Source organism: Streptomyces violens, from assembly GCF_000717745.1.
GTDB classification, from domain to species: domain Bacteria; phylum Actinomycetota; class Actinomycetes; order Streptomycetales; family Streptomycetaceae; genus Streptomyces; species Streptomyces violens.
In genome coordinates this window covers 136,533-159,542 of sequence record NZ_JOBH01000016.1, presented here as the reverse complement: position 1 = coordinate 159,542, position 23,010 = coordinate 136,533, and the positions used below count along the sequence as shown (strand labels likewise).

Annotated in this window: 20 protein-coding genes; 9 read left to right on the top strand and 11 right to left on the bottom strand. The window is 71.3% G+C overall.

Annotation, left to right across the window (positions count from 1 at the left end; all coding sequences use genetic code 11):
* Positions 1-139 precede the first annotated feature (139 nt).
* Positions 140-3,025, top strand: a complete 2,886-nt coding sequence (gene gcvP / locus IF04_RS0128160; protein ID WP_030263891.1) for an aminomethyl-transferring glycine dehydrogenase — start codon at positions 140-142, stop codon at positions 3,023-3,025.
* Positions 3,026-3,156: 131 nt separating this feature from the next.
* On the opposite strand, the gene IF04_RS0128155 is transcribed toward gcvP, so the two are convergent.
* Both IF04_RS0128155 and IF04_RS0128150 read right to left on the bottom strand, forming a co-directional pair.
* Positions 3,157-3,363, bottom strand: a complete 207-nt coding sequence (locus IF04_RS0128155; protein ID WP_030263889.1) for a DUF5999 family protein — start codon at positions 3,361-3,363, stop codon at positions 3,157-3,159.
* 388 nt (positions 3,364-3,751) lie between these two features.
* Positions 3,752-4,336 carry a hypothetical protein gene (locus IF04_RS0128150; protein WP_030263886.1) on the bottom strand — a complete coding sequence of 195 codons (585 nt, stop codon included), beginning with the start codon at positions 4,334-4,336 and terminating at the stop codon, positions 3,752-3,754.
* A 534-nt stretch (positions 4,337-4,870) separates the two neighbouring features.
* Between IF04_RS0128150 and IF04_RS0128145 the strand changes: the two genes are divergently transcribed.
* Together IF04_RS0128145 and IF04_RS0128140 are read left to right on the top strand one after the other, a co-directional pair.
* Complete coding sequence (locus IF04_RS0128145) at positions 4,871-6,373, top strand: glutamate-cysteine ligase family protein (protein ID WP_030263883.1); 1,503 nt, start codon at positions 4,871-4,873, stop codon at positions 6,371-6,373.
* A gap of 274 nt (positions 6,374-6,647) precedes the next feature.
* Positions 6,648-7,442, top strand: coding sequence for a CPBP family intramembrane glutamic endopeptidase (locus IF04_RS0128140; protein ID WP_245654534.1), 795 nt, complete (start codon positions 6,648-6,650; stop codon positions 7,440-7,442).
* Between the two features lie 104 nt (positions 7,443-7,546).
* Here the strand turns inward: IF04_RS0128140 and IF04_RS0128135 are convergent, their stop codons facing one another.
* On the bottom strand, positions 7,547-8,398 hold the full coding sequence (locus IF04_RS0128135) for a PhzF family phenazine biosynthesis protein (RefSeq protein ID WP_051831633.1): 852 nt from the start codon (positions 8,396-8,398) through the stop codon (positions 7,547-7,549).
* Between the two features lie 257 nt (positions 8,399-8,655).
* Here IF04_RS0128135 and IF04_RS36095 point away from each other — a divergent pair, with 257 nt between their 5' ends.
* Positions 8,656-9,249 carry a PadR family transcriptional regulator gene (locus IF04_RS36095; RefSeq protein ID WP_030263877.1) on the top strand — a complete coding sequence of 198 codons (594 nt, stop codon included), beginning with the start codon at positions 8,656-8,658 and terminating at the stop codon, positions 9,247-9,249.
* A gap of 84 nt (positions 9,250-9,333) precedes the next feature.
* On the opposite strand, the gene IF04_RS0128125 is transcribed toward IF04_RS36095, so the two are convergent.
* Positions 9,334-9,774, bottom strand: a complete 441-nt coding sequence (locus tag IF04_RS0128125) for a type II toxin-antitoxin system Rv0910 family toxin (protein WP_030263874.1) — start codon at positions 9,772-9,774, stop codon at positions 9,334-9,336.
* Between the two features lie 359 nt (positions 9,775-10,133).
* On the opposite strand from IF04_RS0128125, the gene IF04_RS0128120 reads away from it, so the two are divergent.
* Together IF04_RS0128120 and IF04_RS0128115 are read left to right on the top strand one after the other, a co-directional pair.
* A complete protein-coding gene (locus tag IF04_RS0128120; protein WP_030263872.1) occupies positions 10,134-10,682 on the top strand; it encodes a Clp protease N-terminal domain-containing protein in 549 nt (182 codons plus the stop codon).
* 125 nt (positions 10,683-10,807) lie between these two features.
* Positions 10,808-11,830, top strand: a complete 1,023-nt coding sequence (locus IF04_RS0128115; RefSeq protein ID WP_051831632.1) for an EamA family transporter — start codon at positions 10,808-10,810, stop codon at positions 11,828-11,830.
* Positions 11,831-11,880: 50 nt separating this feature from the next.
* Here the strand turns inward: IF04_RS0128115 and IF04_RS0128110 are convergent, their stop codons facing one another.
* Together IF04_RS0128110 and IF04_RS0128105 are read right to left on the bottom strand one after the other, a co-directional pair.
* Complete coding sequence (locus tag IF04_RS0128110) at positions 11,881-12,513, bottom strand: FMN-binding negative transcriptional regulator (RefSeq protein WP_030263867.1); 633 nt, start codon at positions 12,511-12,513, stop codon at positions 11,881-11,883.
* A gap of 8 nt (positions 12,514-12,521) precedes the next feature.
* Positions 12,522-13,259, bottom strand: coding sequence for a pyridoxamine 5'-phosphate oxidase family protein (locus IF04_RS0128105; RefSeq protein WP_051831631.1), 738 nt, complete (start codon positions 13,257-13,259; stop codon positions 12,522-12,524).
* Between the two features lie 37 nt (positions 13,260-13,296).
* Between IF04_RS0128105 and IF04_RS0128100 the strand changes: the two genes are divergently transcribed.
* Positions 13,297-14,628, top strand: a complete 1,332-nt coding sequence (locus IF04_RS0128100) for an aminotransferase class I/II-fold pyridoxal phosphate-dependent enzyme (protein ID WP_030263861.1) — start codon at positions 13,297-13,299, stop codon at positions 14,626-14,628.
* 197 nt (positions 14,629-14,825) lie between these two features.
* On the opposite strand, the gene IF04_RS0128095 is transcribed toward IF04_RS0128100, so the two are convergent.
* Together IF04_RS0128095 and IF04_RS0128090 are read right to left on the bottom strand one after the other, a co-directional pair.
* A complete protein-coding gene (locus tag IF04_RS0128095) occupies positions 14,826-15,197 on the bottom strand; it encodes a DUF4180 domain-containing protein (RefSeq protein WP_030263857.1) in 372 nt (123 codons plus the stop codon).
* 85 nt (positions 15,198-15,282) lie between these two features.
* Positions 15,283-16,338 carry a DMT family transporter gene (locus IF04_RS0128090; RefSeq protein WP_030263854.1) on the bottom strand — a complete coding sequence of 352 codons (1,056 nt, stop codon included), beginning with the start codon at positions 16,336-16,338 and terminating at the stop codon, positions 15,283-15,285.
* 75 nt (positions 16,339-16,413) lie between these two features.
* On the opposite strand from IF04_RS0128090, the gene IF04_RS0128085 reads away from it, so the two are divergent.
* Positions 16,414-17,319, top strand: a complete 906-nt coding sequence (locus IF04_RS0128085) for a LysR family transcriptional regulator (protein ID WP_030263852.1) — start codon at positions 16,414-16,416, stop codon at positions 17,317-17,319.
* A 192-nt stretch (positions 17,320-17,511) separates the two neighbouring features.
* Here IF04_RS0128085 and IF04_RS0128080 read toward each other — a convergent pair whose 3' ends face one another.
* From IF04_RS0128080 to IF04_RS0128070, 3 genes are all read right to left on the bottom strand, one after another.
* Positions 17,512-18,864, bottom strand: a complete 1,353-nt coding sequence (locus IF04_RS0128080) for a carboxyl transferase domain-containing protein (protein WP_245654533.1) — start codon at positions 18,862-18,864, stop codon at positions 17,512-17,514.
* A 427-nt stretch (positions 18,865-19,291) separates the two neighbouring features.
* Positions 19,292-20,776 carry an acyl-CoA synthetase gene (locus tag IF04_RS0128075; protein WP_030263846.1) on the bottom strand — a complete coding sequence of 495 codons (1,485 nt, stop codon included), beginning with the start codon at positions 20,774-20,776 and terminating at the stop codon, positions 19,292-19,294.
* A gap of 90 nt (positions 20,777-20,866) precedes the next feature.
* Positions 20,867-22,141 carry an SLC13 family permease gene (locus tag IF04_RS0128070; protein WP_030263844.1) on the bottom strand — a complete coding sequence of 425 codons (1,275 nt, stop codon included), beginning with the start codon at positions 22,139-22,141 and terminating at the stop codon, positions 20,867-20,869.
* 130 nt (positions 22,142-22,271) lie between these two features.
* Between IF04_RS0128070 and IF04_RS0128065 the strand changes: the two genes are divergently transcribed.
* Positions 22,272-22,982 carry a FadR/GntR family transcriptional regulator gene (locus IF04_RS0128065; RefSeq protein WP_030263841.1) on the top strand — a complete coding sequence of 237 codons (711 nt, stop codon included), beginning with the start codon at positions 22,272-22,274 and terminating at the stop codon, positions 22,980-22,982.
* Positions 22,983-23,010 lie beyond the last annotated feature (28 nt).

The following is a 23,010-nucleotide window of genomic DNA, read 5'->3' as shown; positions in this document are numbered from 1 at the left end:
CCTCCTCACCGACGGTGAAAACCGGACGCTGCGTGCGTTCCGGTGAAGCTCTCAGGTTGAGATGACAGAGGGGGAGGCCGTCCGGGCACCAGCGCCGTGGTGCCCCTCGTAGGTCCCAGAGACCAGGAGGCCCCCGCAGATGACCACCAACCGCATCTCGTTGACCGAGCTGGAGCGCGGCACCCCCTTCGAGCAGCGCCACATCGGCCCCGACCAGGCGGCCCAGGCGAAGATGCTCGCGCACATCGGCTTCGGCTCGCTGGACGAACTGACCGCGGCCGCCGTCCCCGACGTGATCAAGAGCGCCGAGGCGCTGGACCTGCCCCAGGGCCGCACCGAAGCGGAGGTCCTGGACGAGCTGCGGGGCCTCGCGGACCGCAACCGCGTGCTCTCCTCCATGATCGGCCTGGGTTACTACGGCACGTTCACGCCGCCGGTCATCCTGCGCAACGTCATGGAGAACCCGGCCTGGTACACCGCGTACACCCCGTACCAGCCGGAGATCTCGCAGGGCCGGCTCGAAGCCCTGCTGAACTTCCAGACCATGGTCGCCGACCTCACCGGACTGCCCACCTCGGGCGCCTCGCTGCTGGACGAGGGCACCGCGGCCGCCGAGGCCATGGCGCTCGCCCGCCGCGTCGGCAAGGTCAAGAAGGGCGTCTTCCTCGTCGACGCCGACTGCCTGCCGCAGACCGTCGCCGTCATAGAGACCCGCGCCGAGCCCACCGGCGTCGAGGTCGTCGTCGCCGACCTGAGTGAGGGCATCCCCGCCGAGATCGCCGAGCGCGGCGTCTTCGGTGTGCTGCTGCAGTACCCCGGCGCCTCCGGCGCGGTCCGCGACCCCCGCGCGCTCATCGAACAGGCTCACGAACTTGGCGCGATCGTGACCGTCGCCGCCGACCTGCTCGCGCTGACCCTGCTCACCTCGCCCGGTGAGCTCGGCGCCGACATCGCGGTCGGCACGACGCAGCGCTTCGGTGTGCCGATGGGCTTCGGCGGCCCGCACGCCGGCTTCATGGCCGTCCGCGAGAAGTTCGCCCGCAGCCTCCCCGGCCGCCTGGTCGGCGTCTCCGTCGACGCCGACGGCAACAAGGCGTACCGCCTGGCTCTGCAGACCCGCGAGCAGCACATCCGCCGTGAGAAGGCCACCAGCAACATCTGCACCGCGCAGGTCCTTCTCGCCGTCATGGCCGGCATGTACGCCGTGTACCACGGCCCCGAGGGCCTGGCCGCCATCGCCCGCCGCACGCACCGTTACGCCACCGTCCTCGCCGAGGGCCTGCGCGCCGGCGGCATCGACGTCGTGCACGGCACGTACTTCGACACCCTCACCGCGCGGGTCCCCGGCCGCGCCGCCGAGATCGTCGCCGCCGCCCGCGAGGCCGGCGTCAATCTCCGCCAGGTCGACGCCGACCTGATCGGCATCGCCTGCGACGAGACCACCGGGCGCGCCCAGCTCACCGCCGTGTTCGGCGCCTTCGGCGTCCAGGGCGACATCGATCAGCTGGACGCGGCTGCCGCCGACGCGCTGCCCGAGTCCCTGTTGCGCAGCGACGACTACCTCGCCCACCCGGTCTTCCACCAGTACCGCTCCGAGACCGCGATGCTGCGCTACCTGCGCACCCTCGCCGACCGCGACTACGCGCTGGACCGCGGCATGATCCCGCTCGGCTCCTGCACGATGAAGCTGAACGCGACCACCGAGATGGAGCCGGTGACCTGGCCGCAGTTCGGCCAGCTGCACCCCTTCGCGCCGGTCGACCAGGCCCAGGGGTACCTCACCCTCATCCAGGAGCTGGAGGAGCGCCTCGCCGTCGTCACCGGCTACGACAAGGTCTCCCTGCAGCCCAACGCCGGTTCGCAGGGCGAGCTCGCGGGCCTGCTGGCGGTCCGCGCGTACCACCGCGCCAACGGCGACGAGCAGCGCACCGTCTGCCTCATCCCGTCCTCCGCGCACGGCACCAACGCCGCCAGCGCCGTGATGGCCGGCATGAAGGTCGTCGTCGTCAAGACCGGCGAGGACGGCGAGGTCGACGCGGACGACCTGCACGCCAAGATCGAGCAGTACCGCGACGAGCTGGCCGTCCTGATGGTGACCTACCCGTCCACGCACGGCGTGTTCGAGGAGCACATCACCCAGATCTGCGCGGCCGTGCACGACGCGGGCGGTCAGGTCTACGTCGACGGCGCCAACCTGAACGCGCTGGTCGGCGTCGCCGAGCCGGGCAAGTTCGGCGGCGACGTCTCGCACCTGAACCTGCACAAGACCTTCTGCATCCCGCACGGCGGCGGCGGTCCGGGCGTCGGCCCGGTGGGCGTGCGCGCGCACCTCGCGCCGTACCTTCCCAACCACCCGCTGCAGCCCACCGCGGGTCCCGAGACCGGCGTCGGCCCGATCTCCGCCGCGCCCTGGGGCTCGGCCGGCATCCTGCCGATCTCCTGGGCGTACGTCCGGCTCATGGGCGGCGAGGGCCTCAAGCGCGCCACGCAGGTCGCGGTGCTCTCCGCCAACTACATCGCCAAGCGCCTGGAGCCGCACTATCCGGTGCTGTACACGGGCCCCGGCGGTCTTGTCGCGCACGAGTGCATCATCGACGTACGGCCGCTGACCAAGGCCACCGGCGTCAGCATCGACGACGTCGCCAAGCGCCTGATCGACTACGGCTTCCACGCGCCGACGATGTCCTTCCCCGTGGCCGGCACGCTCATGATCGAGCCGACCGAGAGTGAGGACCTCGCCGAACTGGACCGTTTCTGCGACGCGATGATCGCCATCCGCGCGGAGATCGAGAAGGTCGGCACGGGGGAGTGGGACAAGGAAGACAACCCGCTGCGCAACGCCCCGCACACCGCCGCCTCCCTCACCGGCGAGTGGAACCACCCGTACACCCGTGAGGAAGCCGTGCACCCGGCCGGCGTGGACGCCGCGGCCAAGTACTGGCCGCCGGTGCGCCGCATCGACGGCGCCTACGGCGACCGCAACCTCGTGTGCTCCTGCCCGCCGCTGGAGGACTACGACGGCTGACGGCGCCCGGCGCGCTTCCTGAGCTGACGGCGGCCGGCGCTCTTCCTGAAGTCCAGGCAAGCGTCCCGGCACGTCAAAGGGCCCTCGGCGATCTCCGCCGGGGGCCCTGCTCGTTCTTCCCGCTCACCGCGTCAGGCTGCGGTGACGACCTGCCCGGTGCCCATCGGCCGGTGCGGGTCGATGACCTGCCCGTCCGGCAGGAGCTCACCGGTGTCCTCGAAGAGGAGGACGCCGTTGCACAACAGGCTCCAGCCCTGCTCCGGGTGGTGCGCCACAAGATGGGCGGCCTCCCGGTCGGCGGACTCTGCTGACGGACACGGTGGCTGGTGCTGGCACATGGATGCTGTCTTTCGCTGCGGTGTGGTGGTGGACGTCTTCCTGCGGCTCGATGAGGTGTTCATGGCCGCCCCCCGTTCGGTAGTTCGCTCCCAGTGTTGCCCTACGGACGTGATTCCGCAGGGATTTCGCAGCAGCGGTACTTACTCGGTAAAGACGCATCACCCATGCGGGCGGTTGCCGCTTCTCGTAGTGCACCTCTGGGTGGTCTTGACTGGTCATTGTGGGCTAGTCACCCGGCGGAACGGTGCGTTCGAGGGAGCACCGGACGTTCGGGGGGAGCGGCCGGACAGCAGTGCGCCCCGCGGCGAGGAGAACCGCGGGGCGCACTCCGGTGAATCGGAACCGATCCGGCACACGGCGCTTCGAGGGACGCCGCGTCCCGGGACCTCAGGCCGGCGAGCCCAGAAGGGACGCGGGCGTGAGGCGGAGCGTGAGACGGGACAGGAGCTCGGCGACACGGTGCGGCCGGTGGGCGGCGATGCCGGGGGGAGCCGGGGCGAGTGGGACCAGCAGATCCCCCGCCGCCGGGCACCCTTCGGCACCGTCCGCCGTGACGTCCTCGTGCAGCCACAGCGTGAGCATGTACAGCTCCGGTACGGAGAGCAGCCGTGGCTGGTACGCGGTGGGCACGGATTCGGCCTGGTGCAGGGCCCGTTCGATCGCGGACACATACGGACCCTCGCCGAAGTGCGAGAACGCCCAGCCGTCCGGCGTGAGCATGGCGTCCGCCGTGGCCAGCGCATGCTCACCGCCGCGGATGAGGAATCGCCAGCCGGTCAGGCGGGTACGCGGGGTGCCGCGACGGGAGACGTCGTCGAGTACATGGACGGGCAGGGGGCGTTCGGGACGCAGGGGCCCCTGGTGGACACGGAGGGCGGGGGTCGGAGCCTCACGTACGGCGGTAGGAGAACCGAGGGCGGTGAGGACGCTGCGCAGGGCGGGAGCGGGAGCAGGGGGTACATGCAGCGGCATGGTGGGTCGCCTCTCACTTGGGAGACACGGTGGTGCTGGGCAAGTGCGGACGGCGCTGTCAGCAGACGGGAGCAGAGCGTGGCCGACCGGGGCCATGGCCCGGCGGGGGTGTCAGCCGCTGTGCCTCAGCCTCGGAAATGCCCCGCTAGCTGGGCGCCAACTCTCTGCCTCGTCCACGAAGTTTATACGACAGGTGTTCAGTGCTTGTTTCGACTACCGCTCACGGAGATTTTTGGCAAGTCGTATTACGGCCCGTTCTCCACGGTGTTTTCGATGCAATTATGCACCCCGCTGGTCCGCGGACCTCGGATTACCCCGGCGACGCGGTCGGCCTGATGTCATCGTGCTTTGGAACAGGGCCAATGCGCGGGGCCCGAGCCCCCTCGGTATGCCCTCGGAATGTGCCATTCGGCTCGCGCTCCCCAGCCTATCGGGGGCACCCGGCTCCCCGAGGCGTTATCGAACCGATTGCCGGGCATCATCGACCGCACGGGCCCGCGGCCGCGGGCCGGCCACGTCAGGAGGGACGCTTCGATGGGGGAGAAGGTCACGGCCGGTGGAATTGAGCACGACGACCGGCAGCGTTATCGAAGAAGACTGGGCGAGTGCCTGGAGGGTTTGACGAGGCTACTGGACGAGAAGCGCTTCGACCGCCCGAAGAACCTCATGGGCATAGAGATAGAATTGAATCTTGCCAGCGCCGACGGCATGCCCAGGATGATGAACTCCGAGGTGCTGGAACGCATCGCCAGCAGGGATTTCCAGACCGAGCTCGCCCAGTTCAATCTTGAAGTCAATATCCTGCCGCACCGCCTCTCCGGGCGCGTGCTGGACCAGCTCGCCGAAGAACTGCGCACCGGCCTCGCCTACGCCGACCGCAAGGCCCGCGAGGTCGCCGCCCGTATCGTGATGATCGGCATTCTGCCCACGCTCACCGCTGAGGACCTGGTCTCCTCGAACCTCTCCGAGGCCGACCGCTACACGCTCCTCAACAACGAGATGCGCGCCGCACGCGGCGAAGACTTCGAGATCGACATCGAAGGGGTGGAGCGGCTCACCGCCACCTCACCCTCCATCGCCCCCGAAGCCGCCTGCACCTCCGTACAACTGCACCTCCAGGTCACCCCGAACCGCTTCGCCGCCGTATGGAACGCCGCCCAGGCACTCACCGCCGTACAGGTCGCCATCGGCGCCAACTCGCCCTTCCTCTTCGGCCGCGAACTGTGGCGCGAGTCCCGGCCCCCCGTCTTCCAGCAGTCCACCGACACCCGCCCGCCCGAACTCCAGACCCAGGGCGTCCGCCCGCGCACCTGGTTCGGTGAACGCTGGATCGAATCTGCACACGACCTCTTCGAAGAGAACGTTCGCTACTTTCCCCCGCTGCTCCCGATGTGCGGCGAGGAGGATCCGCTCGCCGTACTGGAGAAGGGGGGCGTGCCGGAACTCTCCGAACTGGTCCTGCACAACGGCACGGTCTACCGCTGGAACCGCCCCGTCTACGCCGTCGCCGAAGGCGTCCCCCACCTCCGTGTCGAGAATCGCGTGCTGCCGGCCGGCCCCACCGTCACCGACGTCATCGCCAACACCGCCTTCTACTACGGCCTCGTACGGGCCCTGGCCGACGAACCCCGGCCCATCTGGACCCGGCTGCCGTTCGCCGCCGCCGCCGAGAACTTCGACACCGCCTGCCGCTACGGCATCGACGCCGCCCTCCAGTGGCCACGCCCCGGCCGCTCCGGTGGCATCGCCCAGATCCCCGCCGTACGCCTCGTCCTCCAGGAGCTGCTGCCCATGGCCGCCGCCGGACTGGACGGCTGGGGCGTGGCACCGGCCGACCGGGACCACTACCTCGGCGTCATCGAGGCCCGCTGCCGGCGCCGCGTCAACGGTGCCTCCTGGCAGGCCGCCGCCTTCCATCGTGCCCTGCAGGGCGGCCTGGAGCGCGAGGAAGCCCTGGCCGCGATGACCCGGCGGTACAGCGAACTGATGCATGAGGGGCGGCCGGTGCATGAGTGGCCGTTGGAGGGGGTTGTGTAGGGGCTGGGGCAGGGGGCTGCTGGCTTCCTGGAGCGAGGTGGGGGCGTACGGGGCTGGCCGTACGCCCCCACCTCTGGCCGTCCTGGGCACGGCCCCCGTGCTGACGGCCTCCGGTCCTTCGGGCAAGCTGTGATCTCCTCCATGCGGAGGGCGCCCGTACTCGGCTTGTCGCGCGCGCTCTTCGTACCTGCTGTCCGAGACCCTGGCAGGGCAGTGGAGGCGTACCGGCGCTATCGCGGAACTGGAGGCAGGCGTGCAGTCCGAAGTGCACCCCGTGGCTGAATCTCTCCCTGACCAGGGCCCGCCCGGCGGCCTCGCACGCAGCACCCTGAGAAGCGAGACCCTGATCGTCCTCGCCCTCTCCGTCGGCGCCAGCGCGGTATCCGCCCTCATCAGCTTCACGGGATCACTCACCAAGCCCGGCGGTCTGAAGGACCAGGCGGCGAACCTCAACAGCTCGCAGGCGCCCGGCCGCCCATGGCTGGATCTCGCCTGGCAGCTCTTCGGGATCGCCACCGCGCTGGTACCCGTACTGCTCGTCGCCCACCTGCTGCTCAGGGAGCGCGCGGGCGGCCTGCGCGCCCTCGGCTTCGACCGCCGGCGCCCCGGCTTCGACCTCGGCTGGGGACTCGTCGTGGCGGCCGGTATCGGAGGCAGCGGCCTGCTGCTCTACCTGGGGGCCAGGGCGGCCGGGGCCAACCTCACCGTCGTACCGGAATCGCTGCCCGATGTGTGGTGGAAGTTCCCGGTACTGATTGCCTCCGCGCTGCAGAACGCCGTACTGGAAGAAGTGATCGTCCTCGGCTACCTGTTGCGCCGCCTCGGCCAGTTGGGCTGGTCACCGATGGCCGCACTCGTGGCCAGCTCGGTCCTCCGCGGCTCGTACCACCTGTACCAGGGCATCGGCGGCTTCGTCGGCAACATGGTGATGGGCGCACTCTTCGTACTTATCTACCGCCGCTGTGGACGAATCGCCCCCCTCGTCGCCGCCCATGCCATCATCGACATCATCGCGTTCGCCGGCTACGCCCTCCTGGCGGGGAGAGTGGGGTGGCTGCCTACGGGGTGAGGGGGAGGTGGGGTGGGGTGGGGGTGGGGGCCCCAGAGGCCGCCGAGGAAAAATCCCCCTCCCCGCCCTCGCCTCCATCCCCACCCCCGCTCGCTCCTCAGCCTTCAGCCCCCACTTGCCCCCTCACCCCCAGCCCGCGCCGCCTCCGTAAGCTCGCCGTCGATGACCGTCACCGCGCGTCCGGTCAGCAGCGTGCGGTCGCCGCGCAGAGCAGTGCGCACGAATCCGGTACGGGCGGAGCCCTGCAGGCCGGTCAGCTCGTCGCGGCCCAGCCGCTCCGACCAGAAGGGCGCGAGCGCGGTGTGCGCGCTCCCTGTCACGGGATCCTCGTCAATACCCACACCCGGGAAGAAGCACCGCGTGGCGAAGTCATAACCGCCGTCCGGGTCCTCGGCGCGCGCCGTCGCGATCACGCCCCGACTGCCGAACCGGATCAGCGCCGCGAGATCCGGGGACAGCTCGCGTACGGTCCGCTCGTCCGCCACCTCCACGAGCAGGTCCCCGACCTGTGACCCCGTCTCGTACGTGGAAACCGGCTCGGCGCCGAGCGCGGTGGCCAGCCCCGGCGGTACGGGCACCGCGGTGAGCGGCGCGGTCGGGAAGTCCATCGTGATCGAACCGTCCGCCGATGCCGTGGTGGTCAGCACGCCGCTGCGGGTCGCGAAGCGGACCGTTCCGGTGGCCGTCCCGGTGGAGTGCAGTACGTGCGCGGTGGCGAGCGTGGCGTGGCCGCACATGTCGACCTCGGTGGCGGGGGTGAGCCAGCGCAGCGCCCAGTCGGCCTCGTCACTGTCCGGCAGCGGCAGCGCGAACGCGGTCTCCGAGAGGTTGACCTGGGCCGCGACCTGCTGCAGCCAGTGCTGGTCGGGGAAGGAGGGGCCGTTCAGCAGCACGACTCCCGCCGGATTGCCGGCGAAGGGGCGGTCGGTGAAGGCGTCGACGATTCGAATTCTCATGGCGCGAGCCTAGGCATCGGAGATCGCGAGCGACGAGGTCCAATCCGCGAATATTGGCCTGCACGAGAACGCCGAGTGGCACGTACTCCTCAAGCCAGTTTCCAGGCCGCGCACCCAACGGGCCTCGGGCTCCCACGGATTCCGACACCCGTCAGCGCTCAACACCGGCAGAAACCCGCCGGCGAATCCTTGTCGACCGAACGCTTCCGATATATCGTTGAAGCATCGTGACAGATCAACGATGGGAGTGACGAGAAATGCGTCCACATGGACACGAGCACTGGGCAGCCGGGCGTCACGGTGGTGGCCGGGGTGAATACGAGGGGCGGCGCGCCGCCTTCGGGCCGTTCGGGCCGCCCTTCGGTGGGCCTCCGTTCGGCGGTGGCCGGGGCCGGGGAGGCCCGCGCGGCCGGGCGCGGCGTGGTGACGTGCGCGCTTCGATCCTGGCGCTTCTCAAGGACCGCCCGATGCACGGTTACGAGATGATCCAGGAGATCGCCGAGCGCAGCGGCGGTACATGGAAGCCGAGCCCCGGCTCCGTGTACCCGACCCTTCAGCTGTTGGAGGACGAGGGCCTGATCGCCAGCCGGAGCGAGGGCGGCAAGAAGCTGTTCGAGCTCACCGACGAGGGGCGTGCGGCTGCGGAGAGCGGCTCGGACGCCCCCTGGGAAGAAGCCGGCCGCGGCGTGGACTGGGAGGCGATGAACGAGGTCCGCAAGGCGGGCGGCGGCCTGGTCGAAGCGTTTCGGCAGGTTTGGGCGACCGGGACGCCCGAGCAGCGCGAGAAGGCGATCACGGTCGTCAATCGGGCGCGGAAGGAGCTCTACCTGATCCTCGCCGAGGATGAGTGAGCGAAGCTTGCGAGTGATCGAGTACGGAGAACGAGGGCCGGGCGAGGCCGTGGCCGGTGCGCGGACCGGCCACGGCTCTCGCGATCAGGCGACCAGTCGCGCGAGTCTGCCGAGCGACTCCTCGAGTGCGGACGTCGCCGAGTCCCTGAGCTTGCCGGCCATCAGCGACACGGCCGCGCCGGTGAACGAACCGTCGATCCGTACGGTCGTGGCCCCGGTCGTCGCCTCGCTCTCCGGTGCGAGTGTGTACCGCATCCCGAGGGTCACGCCCATCGGGCCCTTGCCCCGGAGATCGAGCAGGCGGGCGGGCTCCACGGTCCGCACCGTCCAGGTCACCTCGGCCGGAAAGCCCATGAGCTTCATGTTCTCCGCGTAAGTGGCCCCGGGTTCCAGCGTCGCCGGGCCCCCTTCGGGGAAGCTGGTGTGGGTGGCGTTCCACTGGTCGTAGCCGTCGAAATCGGTCAGGCGGTCCCAAATCTTCTCCGCCGGTGCTTCTATGTGAGCCTGGGCGGTGACATCGGCCATGCGGCACCCCTTGGTGACGACCCAAGGGCCGTCCGGTCGGTGACTGGTCCTGCGAGTCCTGCGCGCTCTGCGTGTCCTGCGTGGTGCCGCGGAAGGTAGCCGCCGGAGGTGCAAGGTTCAATACTGATGGGCCGTCAGGTAATTCGGGGGTGTACGGCCGTCAGATGCGTCAGGGGGGCGTAGTGGTGTGGTGCGGGGCGCGCGTCCGTGCCTCTGCCGCATCCTTGATCGCGGCTTCCGTGCCGGGCATATCCTCCGTAGGGATGAGATTCCGTTCCCGCGTACCCAACCATGGTCGGATGCGCAAATGCTCCCTCCCGGGGATGTTCCGGTAGCAAGAGCCTGGTGGGGTGAGTACTGTGCAAAACCGTACTGTGTACAACAGCGGACCGGGTCCGTCGCCGGAGGACCTTGATGCTTGCCTGACCGACGAGCTCGCGTCGGTGCTGACGTCTGCCCGCAGGCGGGCCACCCGCGACGGGGACCGGCAAGTGGACACCGCCCACCTCCTGCACGGCCTCCTCGAATCCGACCCGGCCGTACGGGAGATGGTCGACCCCGAAGGCGGCAGGATCGCGGGCCTCCTCGGGTACCTCGTGCAGCGCAGCATCGGTTACGGACGGCAGTGGCACGGCACGGTGGAGGACTCCGGGGCGGTGCCGATCGTGACCGAGGGCGGTGTCCCGGGCTGGTCACCGGCCGCTGCGGCTGCCATGGACGGCGCGCGGGACCGCGCGCACGCCCGCTATGCCGTCCGTGCCGAATGCCTCGATCTGCTGGCCGCGCTCGTGGACGACGCGGAATGCCGTGCCGTCGAGGTACTGCGCCGGGCTTCGATCGACACGGTGCAGCTCGCGGTACGCCTGGACCGGCAGACGCAGGACGTGATGTTGGAGGATGAGCGGTAACTCCCTTATTGGAGGGCGAGCGGTAACTCCCGCACCGAACCGCACTCTCCTGAATGCCCCCTGTCCCGCCTAGCGACAGGGGTATTGGTGATGACGCTGCTGACCTCCCCTGCCATCATGGCCGGATGCACGCGACTGTGGAGACGGAATCGAGTCAGAGAGGCAGGGGGAGAGGCTTCGGCCTCGGTCTGGCCCTGCTGTCGGCGTTGGCCTTCGGCGGATCGGGCGTGGCCGCCAAACCGCTGATCGCAGCCGGTCTGGAGCCCTTGCACGTCACCTGGTTGCGGAGCGCGGGCGCCGCGCTCGTCATGCTGCCCCTCGCCTGGCGCCACCGCGCCCTGTTGCGCCGTCGCCCCGCGCTGCTGGCGGGATTCGGGCTGCTCGCCGTCGCGGGCGTCCAGGCGTGTTACTTCGCGGCGCTTTCCCGGATTCCGGTCGGCGTCGCGCTGCTCATCGAATACCTGGCACCCGCCCTGGTCCTGGGCTGGGTGCGCTTCGTGCAGCGCCGGCCCGTCAGCCGCGCCGCCGCGGCCGGTGCCGTCCTCGCCGTCGGCGGTCTCGCCTGTGTTGTGGAGGTGTGGGCCGGGCTGAGCTTCGATGTGTTCGGGCTGGCGCTCGCGCTGGGCGCGGCCTGCTGCCAGGTGGGGTACTTCGTTCTCTCCGACCACGGCGGTGACGGCGACGACGCCACGCACCCGCTCGGCGTGATCGCGTACGGTCTGCTTTTCGGCGCACTCGTACTGACCGTGGTCGCGCGCCCCTGGACCATGGACTGGTCGGTGCTCGTCGGCACCGCGGACATGGACGGCACGGGCGTCCCCGCCGTGCTGCTCCTCGCGTGGCTCGTCCTGATGGCGACGGTGCTCGCCTACCTCACCGGCGTGATCTCCATCCGCCGGCTGTCGCCGCAGGTCGCAGGCGTCGTCGCCTGCCTGGAGGCGGTGATCGCCACCGTACTGGCGTGGGTGCTGCTCGGCGAGCACCTGTCCGCGCCGCAGATCATCGGCGGTGCGGTGGTACTGATCGGTGCGTTCATCGCGCAGTCCACCACACCCAAGGCGCCTCGGGATGTGGCGTCGCAGCACGATGGCGAGGCGCATCCGGAAGCCGCCTTGCCGGCCGGTACAGCGGGCACGCCCGGCTTGTAAGAGCCTGCGCCCGGGTTATGGCACAGGCTTTGTCCGCCCGGTCAGCAGTACTACACCGCCATGCGGCGCAGCTGGTGGGAGCGGGCCGCGGCGTCTCTGGGGCCGTCGCGGTCTGCCAGTCGCTGTGCGATGCGTTCCTGTACCTCCCTGCTCTTCTTGCCGGCGTACTTGAACTTGGCGCGCACCTCCGTCACTTCGAGGCGCAGCGCGCGGATGCCCGAGAGCATGCGGCCGTACGGCGGGCCGTCGGCCGTGACCGGGGCCGACCCGCCCTCGGGTTGGAAGTGCGCCATCTGGCGACGCAGCAGCTCGGCCTTCTCCTCCGGGTCGTCCACGACGTGAGCCGTGCAGCGGAGCTGGACCGCCGCATAGAAGCTCGTGGGTACGCCGTGCTCGGGCGGGGTGCCCTCGGCGGCCTGCCAGGGGCCGGGTATGAAGGTGTAGTCGTCGACGACGCTGAGCACGACGGAAGGGTCGGCCTGCAGCGCGGGCCACAGGGGGTTCGGGCGGGCGAGGTGGGTGACGGCCTCGCGGCGGCCGGCGTCGTACGCGAAGTGCAGCGGCTGTATCCACGGCGGATCGCTGGGCAGACCGTTGCCCGCGAGCTGGCCGAAATCGTGTCCGGCCAGCCAGGTCTGCCACTCGGTGTCGTCGGACGGCGCGTCCCAGGGATGGATCAGCATGGCCGACCTCAGAGGTCCTCGAGGTAGGCGGGCAGGGGGACACCGGGGGCCAGGTCGTCGGACGGTATGGGGGCGCCGTATGTGGGCGCCACGGGGACGACGCCGCTCCAGTGGGGGAGCGAGAGGTCCTCGGGCTCGTCGTTCGGCCCGCCGGTACGGATCTTGGCGGAGACCTCGGTCAGGTCGAGCCGGATGACGGCCGTGGCGGCCAGCTCCTTGGCGTTTCCGGGGCGGGAGTCGGCGGCGCGGCCGGGCAGTACCTGGTCCACCAGCGCGTCGAGTGCCGCGGTCTTCTCCTCGGGGTCGGTGACCTGGTGGGCGGTGCCGTGCACCACGACGCTGCGGTAGTTGAGGGAGTGGTGGAAGGCGGAGCGGGCGAGGACCAGGCCGTCGACGTGGGTGACGGTCACACATACCGCCAGGCCGGGGTCCGTCTGGCGGGCCTGGCGCAGCGGCCGCGAGCCCGTGGAGCCGTGGAGGTAGAGGCGGCTGCCGACGCGGCCGTAGAGCGTGGGCAGTACGACCGGGGCGCCGTCGCGCACGAAGCCGAGGTGGCAGACGTATCCGGCGTCGAGGATGGAATGGACGGTGTCGTGGTCGTACGCGGCGCGGTCGGCGGACCGCGTCGGGACCGTGCGCTCGCTCGGGGCGTAGGCCGCGGATGAGCCGTCACCGGCACCGGTCTCGGCGACGGCGGCGAACTCGGGACCGGCGTCGGACGTTGTGGGAGATACGGGCTCGGGCATCTTGCCAACTCCATTGCACTAGTGCATAATCAAGTTTGTGCTAGAAGAGTATCGGATCGAAGGGCGGCGCGCATCGGAAATTGCCGCCAGCGTCGAGCGAGCCGTCGGTGCGGGCGAGCTCCTACCAGGCGAACTGCTGCCCCCTATGCGGGAGTTGGCCGTCTATCTAGAGGTGAATCCCAATACGGTCGCGTCCGCGTACCGGACGCTGCGGGACCGCGGGGTGATCGAGACCGCGGGGCGACGCGGCACCCGGGTGCGTCCACGGCCGACGAGTACGCCGCGCGAGGCGCTGCGGGTCGACGTGCCGCCGGGCGTGCGGAACGTGTCCGACGGCAACCCCGACCCCGCGCTGCTCCCCGCGCTCGGGCCGGCGCTCGCCGCGGCCGCGGACCGTGCCACGGCCCGCCCGACGCTGTACGGTGCGCCCTTGATCGACGAGGAGCTGGCCGGCCGGGCGCGGGCCGCGCTGGATGCCGACGGTGTACCGGCCGGTCCGGTCGCCGTGACCTCCGGCTCGCTCGACGCCATTGAGCGGGTGCTCGCCGCGCATCTCCGGCCCGGTGATGCGGTGGCGGTCGAGGACCCGGGCTGGGGGAGCCTGCTGGATCTCATTCCGGCGCTGGGCCTGCGCCCTGTTCCGGTGGGGATGGATGAGGACGGGCCGCTGCCGACGGAGCTGGAGCGGGCGCTGGCGCTCGGGGTGCGGGCGGCGATCGTCACGGACCGGGCGCAGAATCCGACCGGGGCGGCGGTGAGCGCCGAGCGCGCCGAGGAGCTGCGGTCGCTGCTGGCCGAGTATCCGACCGTGCTGCTGGTCGAGGACGATCACGGTCATCACATCGTCGATGTCCCGCTGCATCCGCTGGCGGGGGTGACCGATCACTGGGTCATGGTGCGGTCGACGGCCAAGGCGTACGGGCCGGACCTGCGGCTGGCGGTCCTCACGGGTGATGCCGTCACGGTGGACCGGGTGCGCGGGCGGCAGCGCCTGGGTCCCGGCTGGGTCAGCCATCTGCTGCAGGACACGGTGATCCATCTCTGGCAGACGGATGCGGTGGACCCGAGCGAGGTCGCAGGCTCCTATGGGCGTCGCCGCGACGAGCTCATACGGGCCCTGGCGGAACGGGGCGTCGCGGCGCAGGGCCGCAGTGGGATGAACGTCTGGGTGCCGGTCCCCGAGGAGACGGGCACGGTGTCGCGGCTGCTGCACGCCGGCTGGGCGGTGGCGCCCGGCGCCCGGTTCCGGATGGAGTCCCCGCCCGGCATACGCGTCACCGTGTCCACCCTCTCGCACGGCGACACCGAGCCGCTCGCCGAGGCGATAGCGGCCGCCTGCCTGCCGGGGGAGGCTCGCCGGTACGACTGATTGGCATCGCTGATCGGTACGACGGATCGGTGTGGCTGGCCGGCGTGACGGGGCAGTGCGGATGGCCGGCACGACGGGGTGGCCCGGCGGCCCGGCGGCCGGTGCGGGCGGGTCGGTGCGGTGGGTCGGTGTGACTGGCGGGCGGGGCGGGTCCCCGGTCAGGGGTGCCTGGCTCTTCGGTCGCCCCGCTGGCTCTTCTAGTTCTTCAGGCGCTGCTGGAGTTCGTCGAGGTCGGTGAGGAACCAGGTCTGTCGTCCGCGGTTGCATTCCCGGACGAAGTCCTGCAGGGCTGAACTGGCCGCTGTGTGAGGGGAGATGTCGCCGAGGACGACGAGTCCCATGCGGTAGTTGACGAACTTCTGGACGATCTCGCCGGCGACGCGGGTGCGCAGTTGGAAGAACTGCTCGTCGAGCCGCTCGGCGGGAATGACGACCCACTGGGCACCCTGGTAGGAGGCGTTGCCGATGAGATCCAGGACGTCGCGTTCGTCGGCGATGGTCTGGCCGTCCTCGGCGGCGTAGATCAGGACGGGCACGTCGTGGATCGTCTGCAGGGTCAGGGTGCTCATGGGGGATGACACTAACGGGGGATGGGGGTGTGGTCGACGGAATTGTCCGGGCGGTGGCTGCCGATAGCCAGCAGCCAGTACCTGGTCATTCGGTCGGGCGGGGGCGGCTCTGGGTGAGGGCGGCGCCGGCCAGGACGATCAGGGCGCCGACGGGGGTATTCCAGGCGAGGTGTTCGTCCAGGACGGCGACGCCGGCGGCGGTGGCGATGACCGGGACGAAGTACGTGACCATCTGCGCGGTGGTGGGGCCGACTTCGGCGACCAGACCGTACTGGAGGAGGAAGGCGAAGCCGGTGCCAAGGGCACCGAGGGCGACGATCGCCAGCAGGGGGACGACGGGGAACGAGGTCGGGAGGGAGGTGAAGAACGGTGTCACCACGGCCAGTTGGAGCGTGGCCAGCATCAGCTGGGCGCTGGACATGGAGAGGCTGGAGTTGCTGCTGCCCGCGAGGGTGCGGCGGACGTAGATCCAGCCGATCGGGTAGCAGAGCGAGGCGCCCAGCGCCATGAACGTGCCCAGCGGGTCCGTGCCGGAGAAGCCCTGCCAGGCGCCGAGGACGGTCAGCACACCGAGGAACCCGAGGCCGAGTCCGGCGACGCGGCGGCGGGTGGGGCGGTCCTCGGACAGTGCCACCACGGACAGGGCCATGCCCCACAGCGGGGAGGTGGCGTTGCAGATGCCGGCCAGCGTGGAGGGGATGGTCAGCTCGGAGTACGCGAAGAGTGAGAAGGGGAGGGCGTTGAGGAACAGGGCGGCCACCGCCAGATGAGCCCAGGTCCGGGGGGTACGGGGCAGCCGGTCCCGCTTGGCGACGAGTACGGCGGCCAGTACGGCCGTTCCGAAGATCATGCGGCCGAGCGTGACGTGCAGCGGGGCGTAGCCCTGCGTGCCGACCTTGATGAACAGGAAGCTGAATCCCCAGATCAGCGCCAGGACCGCGAATCGGATGCGCCAGTCGATGGCGGACCGCGGCGCGGCCGGGGAAGCGGGCGAAGTAGGAGCGGGCGAGGCGGGACCTGGCGAAGCGGGGGCGGGTGCAGTCGGAGCGGGCGAAGGGAGAGGGGTGTGGGTGGTGGAGGGCGCTGCGGGGGTGGGTGTCGTGGTGGACCGGGATGAGGAGGTGGCGGCGGTGGAGCTCATGGTGTACACGATCGTCTGTCTTTATCGCGTAGCACAAGTGAGAATTCGTGGGGTGCATCGCTTAGCATTCCTTATATGTTGAACATGGAGCGGCTGCGGACGCTCAGCGCCGTGGCGCGGCACGGGTCGGTGCGGGCGGCGGCCGAGGGGCTGCACGTCACCACCTCCGCCGTCTCGCAGCAACTGGCGAAGCTGGAGCGGGAGACGGGGCAGCAACTGCTGGCCAAGAACGGGCGGGGAGTGCGGCTGACCGATGCGGGCCGGTTGCTCGCCGGGCACGCGGCGCGCATCCTCTCGCAGGTCGAGCTGGCCGAGGCGGAGCTGGAGGCGCACCGCGGGCAGGCGGTGGGCGAGTTGCGGATGGGGGCGTTCCCCACGGCGGCGCGCGGGCTGTTCCCCGACGCCCTCGCCGCGCTGGTCGTCGATCACCCGCAGTTGCGCGCGCGGCTGTGGGAGATGGAGCCGGGCGATTCGGTACGGGCGGTGGTGCGCGGCGACATCGACCTGGGCGTCGTACTGGACTGGTACAACCGTCCGTTGTCGCTGCCGGAGGGGTTGGCGAAGGCGCCGCTGCTGGACGATCCGGCGGATGTGGCCATGCCGTCGGACCACCGGCTGGCGGGGCGGCGCACGGTGGAGCTGGAGGACTTCGCGGAGGACGCGTGGATCTCCTGGCCACAGGGGGAGTTCTGCCACGACTGGCTGATGTTCACGCTGCGCAGCAAGGGGATCGAGCCGCGGATCGCGCACATGGCCGAGGAGCACGGCACGCAGCTCGCCCTGATCGCGAGGGGTCTCGGCGTGGCGGTCGCGCCCCGGCTCGGGCGGGGGCCGGTGCCGGAGGGGGTGAGAGTGGTGCCTGTGCGGCATCCGATGCGGCGGCATGTGTACGCGATCTGGCGCGCCGACGCGGACCGCCGCCCGTCGATCCGCGCGGCGGTCGCGGCGCTGCGCGAGGTGGGCGGAGGGATGGAGATGTGAGAGGGGCGGAGACGTAACGGAGGTGGGTGGAGAGGCGGAGGGGTGACAGGGGCGAGTGAACGGGTGGAGATGTGACAGGGGCCGGGGAGGTGGCAGAAGGCCGGGGATGTGGCGGGCGCTGTGAGGTCGGGCGCCGGCGCACCATGCGGTGGCCGGCGCCCGGGTGGGGTGGGGAGGGGATGCGGTGGACGGTCAGTTGGCTGGGACGATGCCGCGGATCAGGCCGAGGGACATCAGGTCCTGGGGGCGGAGGTGGAGTTGGTCGGCGGTGTGGGGGACTTCGGACGGTGAGCGTTTGAGGATGGCGGTGGCCAGTTCGGGGGCGATGACGGAGAAGTAGCTGTCCGGGGTCGCCCACAGGCGGCCCGGTGCGGCCAGTGCCAGGGCTCCGCCCGAGCCGCCCTCGCCGATGAGCAGCGAGGTCAGCGGGGTGCGCGCTGCGGCCATGGCGGCGAAGAGGTCCGCGATGGCGGCACCGGCGCCGGACCGTTCGGCCTCGGCGTCGTTGGCCGCGCCCGGGGTGTCCACGAGGGTGAGGACGGGGATGCCGAGGCGGTCGGCGAGGCGTACGAGGCGGGCGGCGGTGCGGAAGCCGGCCGGGCGGGTGGCGGTGCCGCACTGGGCCGCGTACGCGACCGTGCGGCCGGCGCGGTGGCCGAATCCGCAGCGCACGCCGTCGTCCACGCCGCCGCAGCGGTCGCCGCTGATGTCCTCGCGCCAGTCGAAGTACGTGTCCAAGTACGCGTCGGCGCGCGGGCGTTCGGGGGCGCGGGTCCGTTGTACGGCGCTCCAGCCGGAGTCCGGCGGGTCGCCCGCGCCCTGGGCGGCCGGTACCGGGGCGGGCTCCTCGTCCGGAGTGGTCAGCAGCCGCAGCCAGCGGGCGAGCGTGCCGCGGAGCTGTTCGGGCGGCACGACGGCGTCGACGTGCCCGGTGGCCAGCTGGCCTTCGGCGGTGTACGCGGACGGATCGGCGTCGGCGGGGCGTACGCGGGAGCCGGCGAAGCCGACCTGGGCGCCGGGCAGCGCCAGCACGACGTCCGCGCCGGCGCCGAGCGTCGCCCAGCCGCCGCCGGTCGTCGGGTCGCGCAGGACGGCGAGCTGTGGCAGTCCGGCGGCGCGGTTGAGTGTGGACTGGCCGGCGATGCGTTGCAGTTGGGTGAGGGCGAGCATGCCCTCCTGCATGCGGCTGCCGCCGGTGGCGATCAAGGAGACGACAGGGAGGCGGAGTTCGCGGGCCCGGGTGTACGCGGCCTCCAGGCGGTCGCCGGTGCGGCTGCCGAGTGAGCCGCCCAGGTAGCGGAACTCGAAGGAGATCACGACGGTGCGGGTGCCGCCGATGGCGGCGGTGCCGCAGACGACGGACTCGCGTTCGCCGGTCGACTCCGTGGCGCGGGCGCGGGCGGCGCCGTAGCCGTCCCAGCGGAGAGGGCCGTCGTCGGGCGGGGACAGGGCGGTTGCCGGCTCCTCGGGCCGGGGCTCCGCCGTCCCCGGGGGCTCGGCAGGTTCCGAGCCGGGGAGCGGCTGGAAGGTGCCCGCGTCCGTCACCTGCGCGAGCACCTCCCGGGCGGAGGGCCGTGCAGCGGGCCGTGCAGGGGGCTCGTCGTCGGCGACGCGAGCGGAGAGCCCACCGGCGAGCGGAGCGGATCCCTGATCCGAGGGGGAGGCCCCGGACGGAGCGGCGGACGAACCCGCAGATGGATCGGCGGATGAAGCGGGGGATGAAGCGGGGGACGAGCCCTTGGGCGAACCCGCGGACCGATCCGAGGAGGATCCCGAAGACGGGTCCGTGGACGAAGCCGCAGCAGGGTCCCCGGACGGATCTCCGGACGAACCCGCGGACATGCCTGCGGAGAGATCCGCAGGCATGTCCGCGCCCCGCCCCGCAGGCGACCCAGCACCCCACCCCGCAGTCGCCCCTGCAGGCGTGTCCGCAGTCGTCCCCGGAGGCGCGCCCCGCCCCCGTGTCGGTTCCTCACGCATGGAGGCCCCGCTTGAGGATCTTGCCCATGTCGTTGCGGGGGAGGGCGTCGAGGTAGTGGACGACGCGGGGGCGCTTGTGCGGGGCGAGTTGGGCGGCGACGTGGTCGGCGAGTTCCGTGGGGGTGGGCCGGGTGCCCGGTGCCGGGACGATCCAGGCGACGATGCGTTCGCCGAGGTCCTCGTCCGGCTCGCCCGTTACCGCGGCCTCGGCGACGCCGGGGTGTTCCAGCAGGGCGTTCTCGATCTCGCCCGCGCCGATCTTGTAACCGCCGCTCTTGATCAGGTCGGTGGCCTTGCGGCCGACGATGCGGTAGCGGCCCGCCGCGTCCCGGGTGGCCATGTCGCCCGTACGGAACCAGCCCCCGTCGAACGCCTCGGCCGTCGCGTCCGGCCGGTTCAGGTACTCGACGAAGAGGTTCGGGCCACGGACCTGGATCTCGCCGACCGTCTCGCCGTCGTTTGATTCGATGACCTTGCCGGATTCGTCGACCAGGCGTGCCTGTACGCCCGGGAGTGGGACGCCGACCGTGCCGGGAGCGGAGGTGTCGTCGGCGCGTACCGCGGTGTTCATCAGGGTCTCGGTCATGCCGTAGCGCTCGACGACGCGCGCGCCGGTCGCCGCCTTGATCTTCTGGTGGTCCGTCAGTGGGAGTGCCGCCGAGCCGGAGACCAGCAGCCGGGCGCCGCCCAGCGCCTTGGCGAGCGCCGGGTTCTCGCCCGCCTCGGCGGCCAGCCGGTGGTACATCGTCGGCACGCCGAACAGCATCGTGCCGGCGCCGCCCAGTTCGCGCGCCACGCCCTCGGTGGAGAAGCGGCCGAGGTGGTGCACGGTGCCGCCGCGGCGCAGCGGGCCGAGGATGCCGAGGATCAGTCCGTGGACGTGGAACAGCGGCAGGCCGTGGACGAGTACGTCGTCAGCGGTCCACTGCCAGGCGTCTTCGAGGGCGTCGAGCGTGGCGGCGATGGCGCGCCGGGGGATGACCACGCCCTTGGGGCGGCCGGTGGTGCCGGAGGTGTACACGATCACGGCGGGGGCCTCGGCGCCCGGCTCCGGAGGCAGCTCGACCGTCCGGGGCTCAGTGGTCCTCGGCTGATCCTCGGCCGTCGCGCCGCCCTCGATCCCCTCGTACGGATCCACGTCGATGCGGGGGAGCGTGGCGAGCGCGCCGGGGAGTTCGGTGTCCGGTTCGGCCAGGACGAGGGTGGGGGCGCTGTCGGACACGATGTGTGCCAGCTCGCTCTCGCCGATCTTGGGGTTGACCGGTACCGCCGGTACCCCCGCGAGCAGCGCCGCGACCACCGCGACCGAGGTCTCCAGCGTGGGCGTGGCCCACACCGCCACCCGCCGCTCGGCGCCGATCCGCTCCGCGAGCGCGCCGGCGGACGCGGCGAGCTGCCCGTAGGTCAGCGCGCGGTCCTGGAAACGCAGTGCGGTACGGGAGGACGCTGTACGCAGCGCCGGGAAAAGCTCGTTCACCGAAACTCCTTCGTTCTCTTGCTGTTCGGGTACCCGGGGTACCCGTTCCTGGATACCTGTGGCCACGGGCCGGCGGTCGTGGCCCGTGGCTCAGCCGAAGCCCGGGACCACCAGCGCCAGCCAGACCAGCGCCGGTACGGCCGCGACCACGAGGGCTCCGTACACCATCAACTGCTTGAAGAAACCGTCCCGGTCGACATTCTTGGCGTTCGCCAGCACCAGTGCGCCGTTCGTCGAGAACGGGCTCACATCGACGACGGTGGCGGAGACGGCGAGCGCCGCGACCATGCCCACGGCCCCGATCTCACCCTGTGCCAGGAACGGCACGGCCAGCGGGATCAGCGCCCCGATGATGCCGACGGAGGAGGCGAAGGCGGAGACCAGCGCGCCGATGTAGCACAGCAGCAGCGCGGCCAGCAGCGGGATGCCGATGCCGCCGACGGCCTCGCCCGCCCAGGTGATGGTGCCCATCTGGTCCAGGACGCCGACGTAGGTGAGGACGCCGCAGATCAGCAGCACGGTGGGCCAGGTGATCTCCGCGACGGCGGCCTTGCTGTCCTGCGGCCAGACGGCGCTGAGGACGACGGCGAGGGTGATCGCGGAGAGACCGGCGTCCAGGTCGAGGACGAGCACCGCCACGACGAGGGCCAGGAGGGCGAGAAGAGTGGCGGCACGGGCGGGCGTGAGGGCGAGGGCACCGGCCGCCGGGGCCGCGCTTCCCTCGTCGGAGTCGCTCTGCGCGCGGCTCGCGCCACCCGTACGAGGGAGTCGGAGGCCGCCCAGGGCGACGAACAGGACCGCCGCGATGAGGAGGTTGACGACCAGGCTGGCGGCGAAGAGGGCGAGCGGGCTGCCGGGCAGGTCCTCGCGGGCGACGATGCCGTTGACCGTCGACCCGTAGATGCTGATCGGCGAGAAGCCGCCGGCCTGCGCGCCGTGCACCACCAGGGCGCCCATGAGCAGCGGTTTGATGCCGTACTGCGCCGCGAAGCCGAGCGCGAGCGGCGCGACGATCGCCACCGCCGCCGGGCTGACCGCGCCGATCGCGGTGAGCGCGGCGGTGACCGCGAACATCACCCAGGGGATCAGCGCGACCCGCCCGCCGACGAGCCGTACGGAGGCGTGCACCAGCCAGTCGGTGGTGCCGTTGGCGCGGGCGATGGCGAAGAGGTATGTCACGCCGACCAGGACCACGAACAGATCGCCGGGGAAGCCCGCGAAGATCTCGTCCGCGTCCATGCCCGCGACCAGCGTGCCCACGCCGAACGCCGCCGCGAACGCCAGCGCGCCCATGTTGATGGAGCGGGTCGTGGCCAGTACGAAGATCACCGCGAGCACGAGTATCGAGAGCACTTCGGGCGACATCTGCGGCTCCGTTCGTGGGACGATAATGGCCAGGTGGCACAGTGGCCAAGTGGCTGAGCCACTTTGCTGCTCGCCGACGGAGTGCGTCAATACTCTTGTCGCGACAGGAACCGATCGAGGGGGCCAACCGATGTCCGAGGCACTGCGCCCGATGTCCCGGCCACGGCTCTACGAGCAGGTGGTCGAGCGGCTGCGCCAGTACGCCGCCGAAGACGGGCTGGGCGCGGGCGACCGCCTGCCGGCGGAGCGCGAGCTGGCCCAGCGGCTCGGCGTCAGCCGGGCGTCCGTGAAGCAGGCGATCGTCGTGCTGGAGGTGCAGGGCCTGGTCGAGGTGCGGCACGGCGGCGGCACCTATCTGGTGCGCGACACCCTCGACGCGGCGGAGCCCGTCGAGCGCCTGGTCGAGCGGCGCCGCCGGCTGCCGGACGTCCTGGAAGCGCGCGAGGCCATGGAGACCAAGCTCGCCGAACTGGCGGCCCGCCGCCGTACGGACGCCGACCTCGCGGCGCTCGACGACGCCCTGGCGCACATGGCGAAGGACGTCGAGGACGGCGGCCCGGGCGTCGAGGGCGACCGCCGCTTCCACGCCGCCGTCACCGCGGCGGCGCACAGCGCGCTGCTCGCCGAGTTCATGCGCTCCATCGCCGAGCAGATCGGCGAGAGCCGCAACGAATCGCTGCGCCAGCCCGGCCGCCCCAAGCGGTCACTCGCGCAGCACCGGCGGATCCTGGAGGCCGTCCGGGCGGGCGACCCGAAGGCCGCGGCGGCGGCCATGCGCCGGCACCTCCGTACGGTCGCCGAGGTACGGCTGCTGACCTGGACCCCGGAGGACGACCGCTGAGGCGCGCTCGGCCGGCTCGCCCCGGCGG

Excerpts from the sequence above, each read along its gene's own strand:
- gcvP (WP_030263891.1), top strand. The coding sequence starts at position 140 with ATGACCACCAACCGCATCTCGTTGACCGAGCTGGAGCGCGGCACCCCC.
- IF04_RS0128155 (WP_030263889.1), bottom strand. The coding sequence starts at position 3,363 with ATGTGCCAGCACCAGCCACCGTGTCCGTCAGCAGAGTCCGCCGACCGG.
- IF04_RS0128150 (WP_030263886.1), bottom strand. The coding sequence starts at position 4,336 with ATGCCGCTGCATGTACCCCCTGCTCCCGCTCCCGCCCTGCGCAGCGTC.
- IF04_RS0128145 (WP_030263883.1), top strand. The coding sequence starts at position 4,871 with ATGGGGGAGAAGGTCACGGCCGGTGGAATTGAGCACGACGACCGGCAG.
- IF04_RS0128135 (WP_051831633.1), bottom strand. The coding sequence starts at position 8,398 with ATGAGAATTCGAATCGTCGACGCCTTCACCGACCGCCCCTTCGCCGGC.
- IF04_RS36095 (WP_030263877.1), top strand. The coding sequence starts at position 8,656 with ATGCGTCCACATGGACACGAGCACTGGGCAGCCGGGCGTCACGGTGGT.
- IF04_RS0128125 (WP_030263874.1), bottom strand. The coding sequence starts at position 9,774 with ATGGCCGATGTCACCGCCCAGGCTCACATAGAAGCACCGGCGGAGAAG.
- IF04_RS0128115 (WP_051831632.1), top strand. The coding sequence starts at position 10,808 with ATGCACGCGACTGTGGAGACGGAATCGAGTCAGAGAGGCAGGGGGAGA.
- IF04_RS0128110 (WP_030263867.1), bottom strand. The coding sequence starts at position 12,513 with ATGCTGATCCATCCCTGGGACGCGCCGTCCGACGACACCGAGTGGCAG.
- IF04_RS0128105 (WP_051831631.1), bottom strand. The coding sequence starts at position 13,259 with ATGCCCGAGCCCGTATCTCCCACAACGTCCGACGCCGGTCCCGAGTTC.
- IF04_RS0128095 (WP_030263857.1), bottom strand. The coding sequence starts at position 15,197 with ATGAGCACCCTGACCCTGCAGACGATCCACGACGTGCCCGTCCTGATC.
- IF04_RS0128090 (WP_030263854.1), bottom strand. The coding sequence starts at position 16,338 with ATGAGCTCCACCGCCGCCACCTCCTCATCCCGGTCCACCACGACACCC.
- IF04_RS0128085 (WP_030263852.1), top strand. The coding sequence starts at position 16,414 with ATGTTGAACATGGAGCGGCTGCGGACGCTCAGCGCCGTGGCGCGGCAC.
- IF04_RS0128070 (WP_030263844.1), bottom strand. The coding sequence starts at position 22,141 with ATGTCGCCCGAAGTGCTCTCGATACTCGTGCTCGCGGTGATCTTCGTA.
- IF04_RS0128065 (WP_030263841.1), top strand. The coding sequence starts at position 22,272 with ATGTCCGAGGCACTGCGCCCGATGTCCCGGCCACGGCTCTACGAGCAG.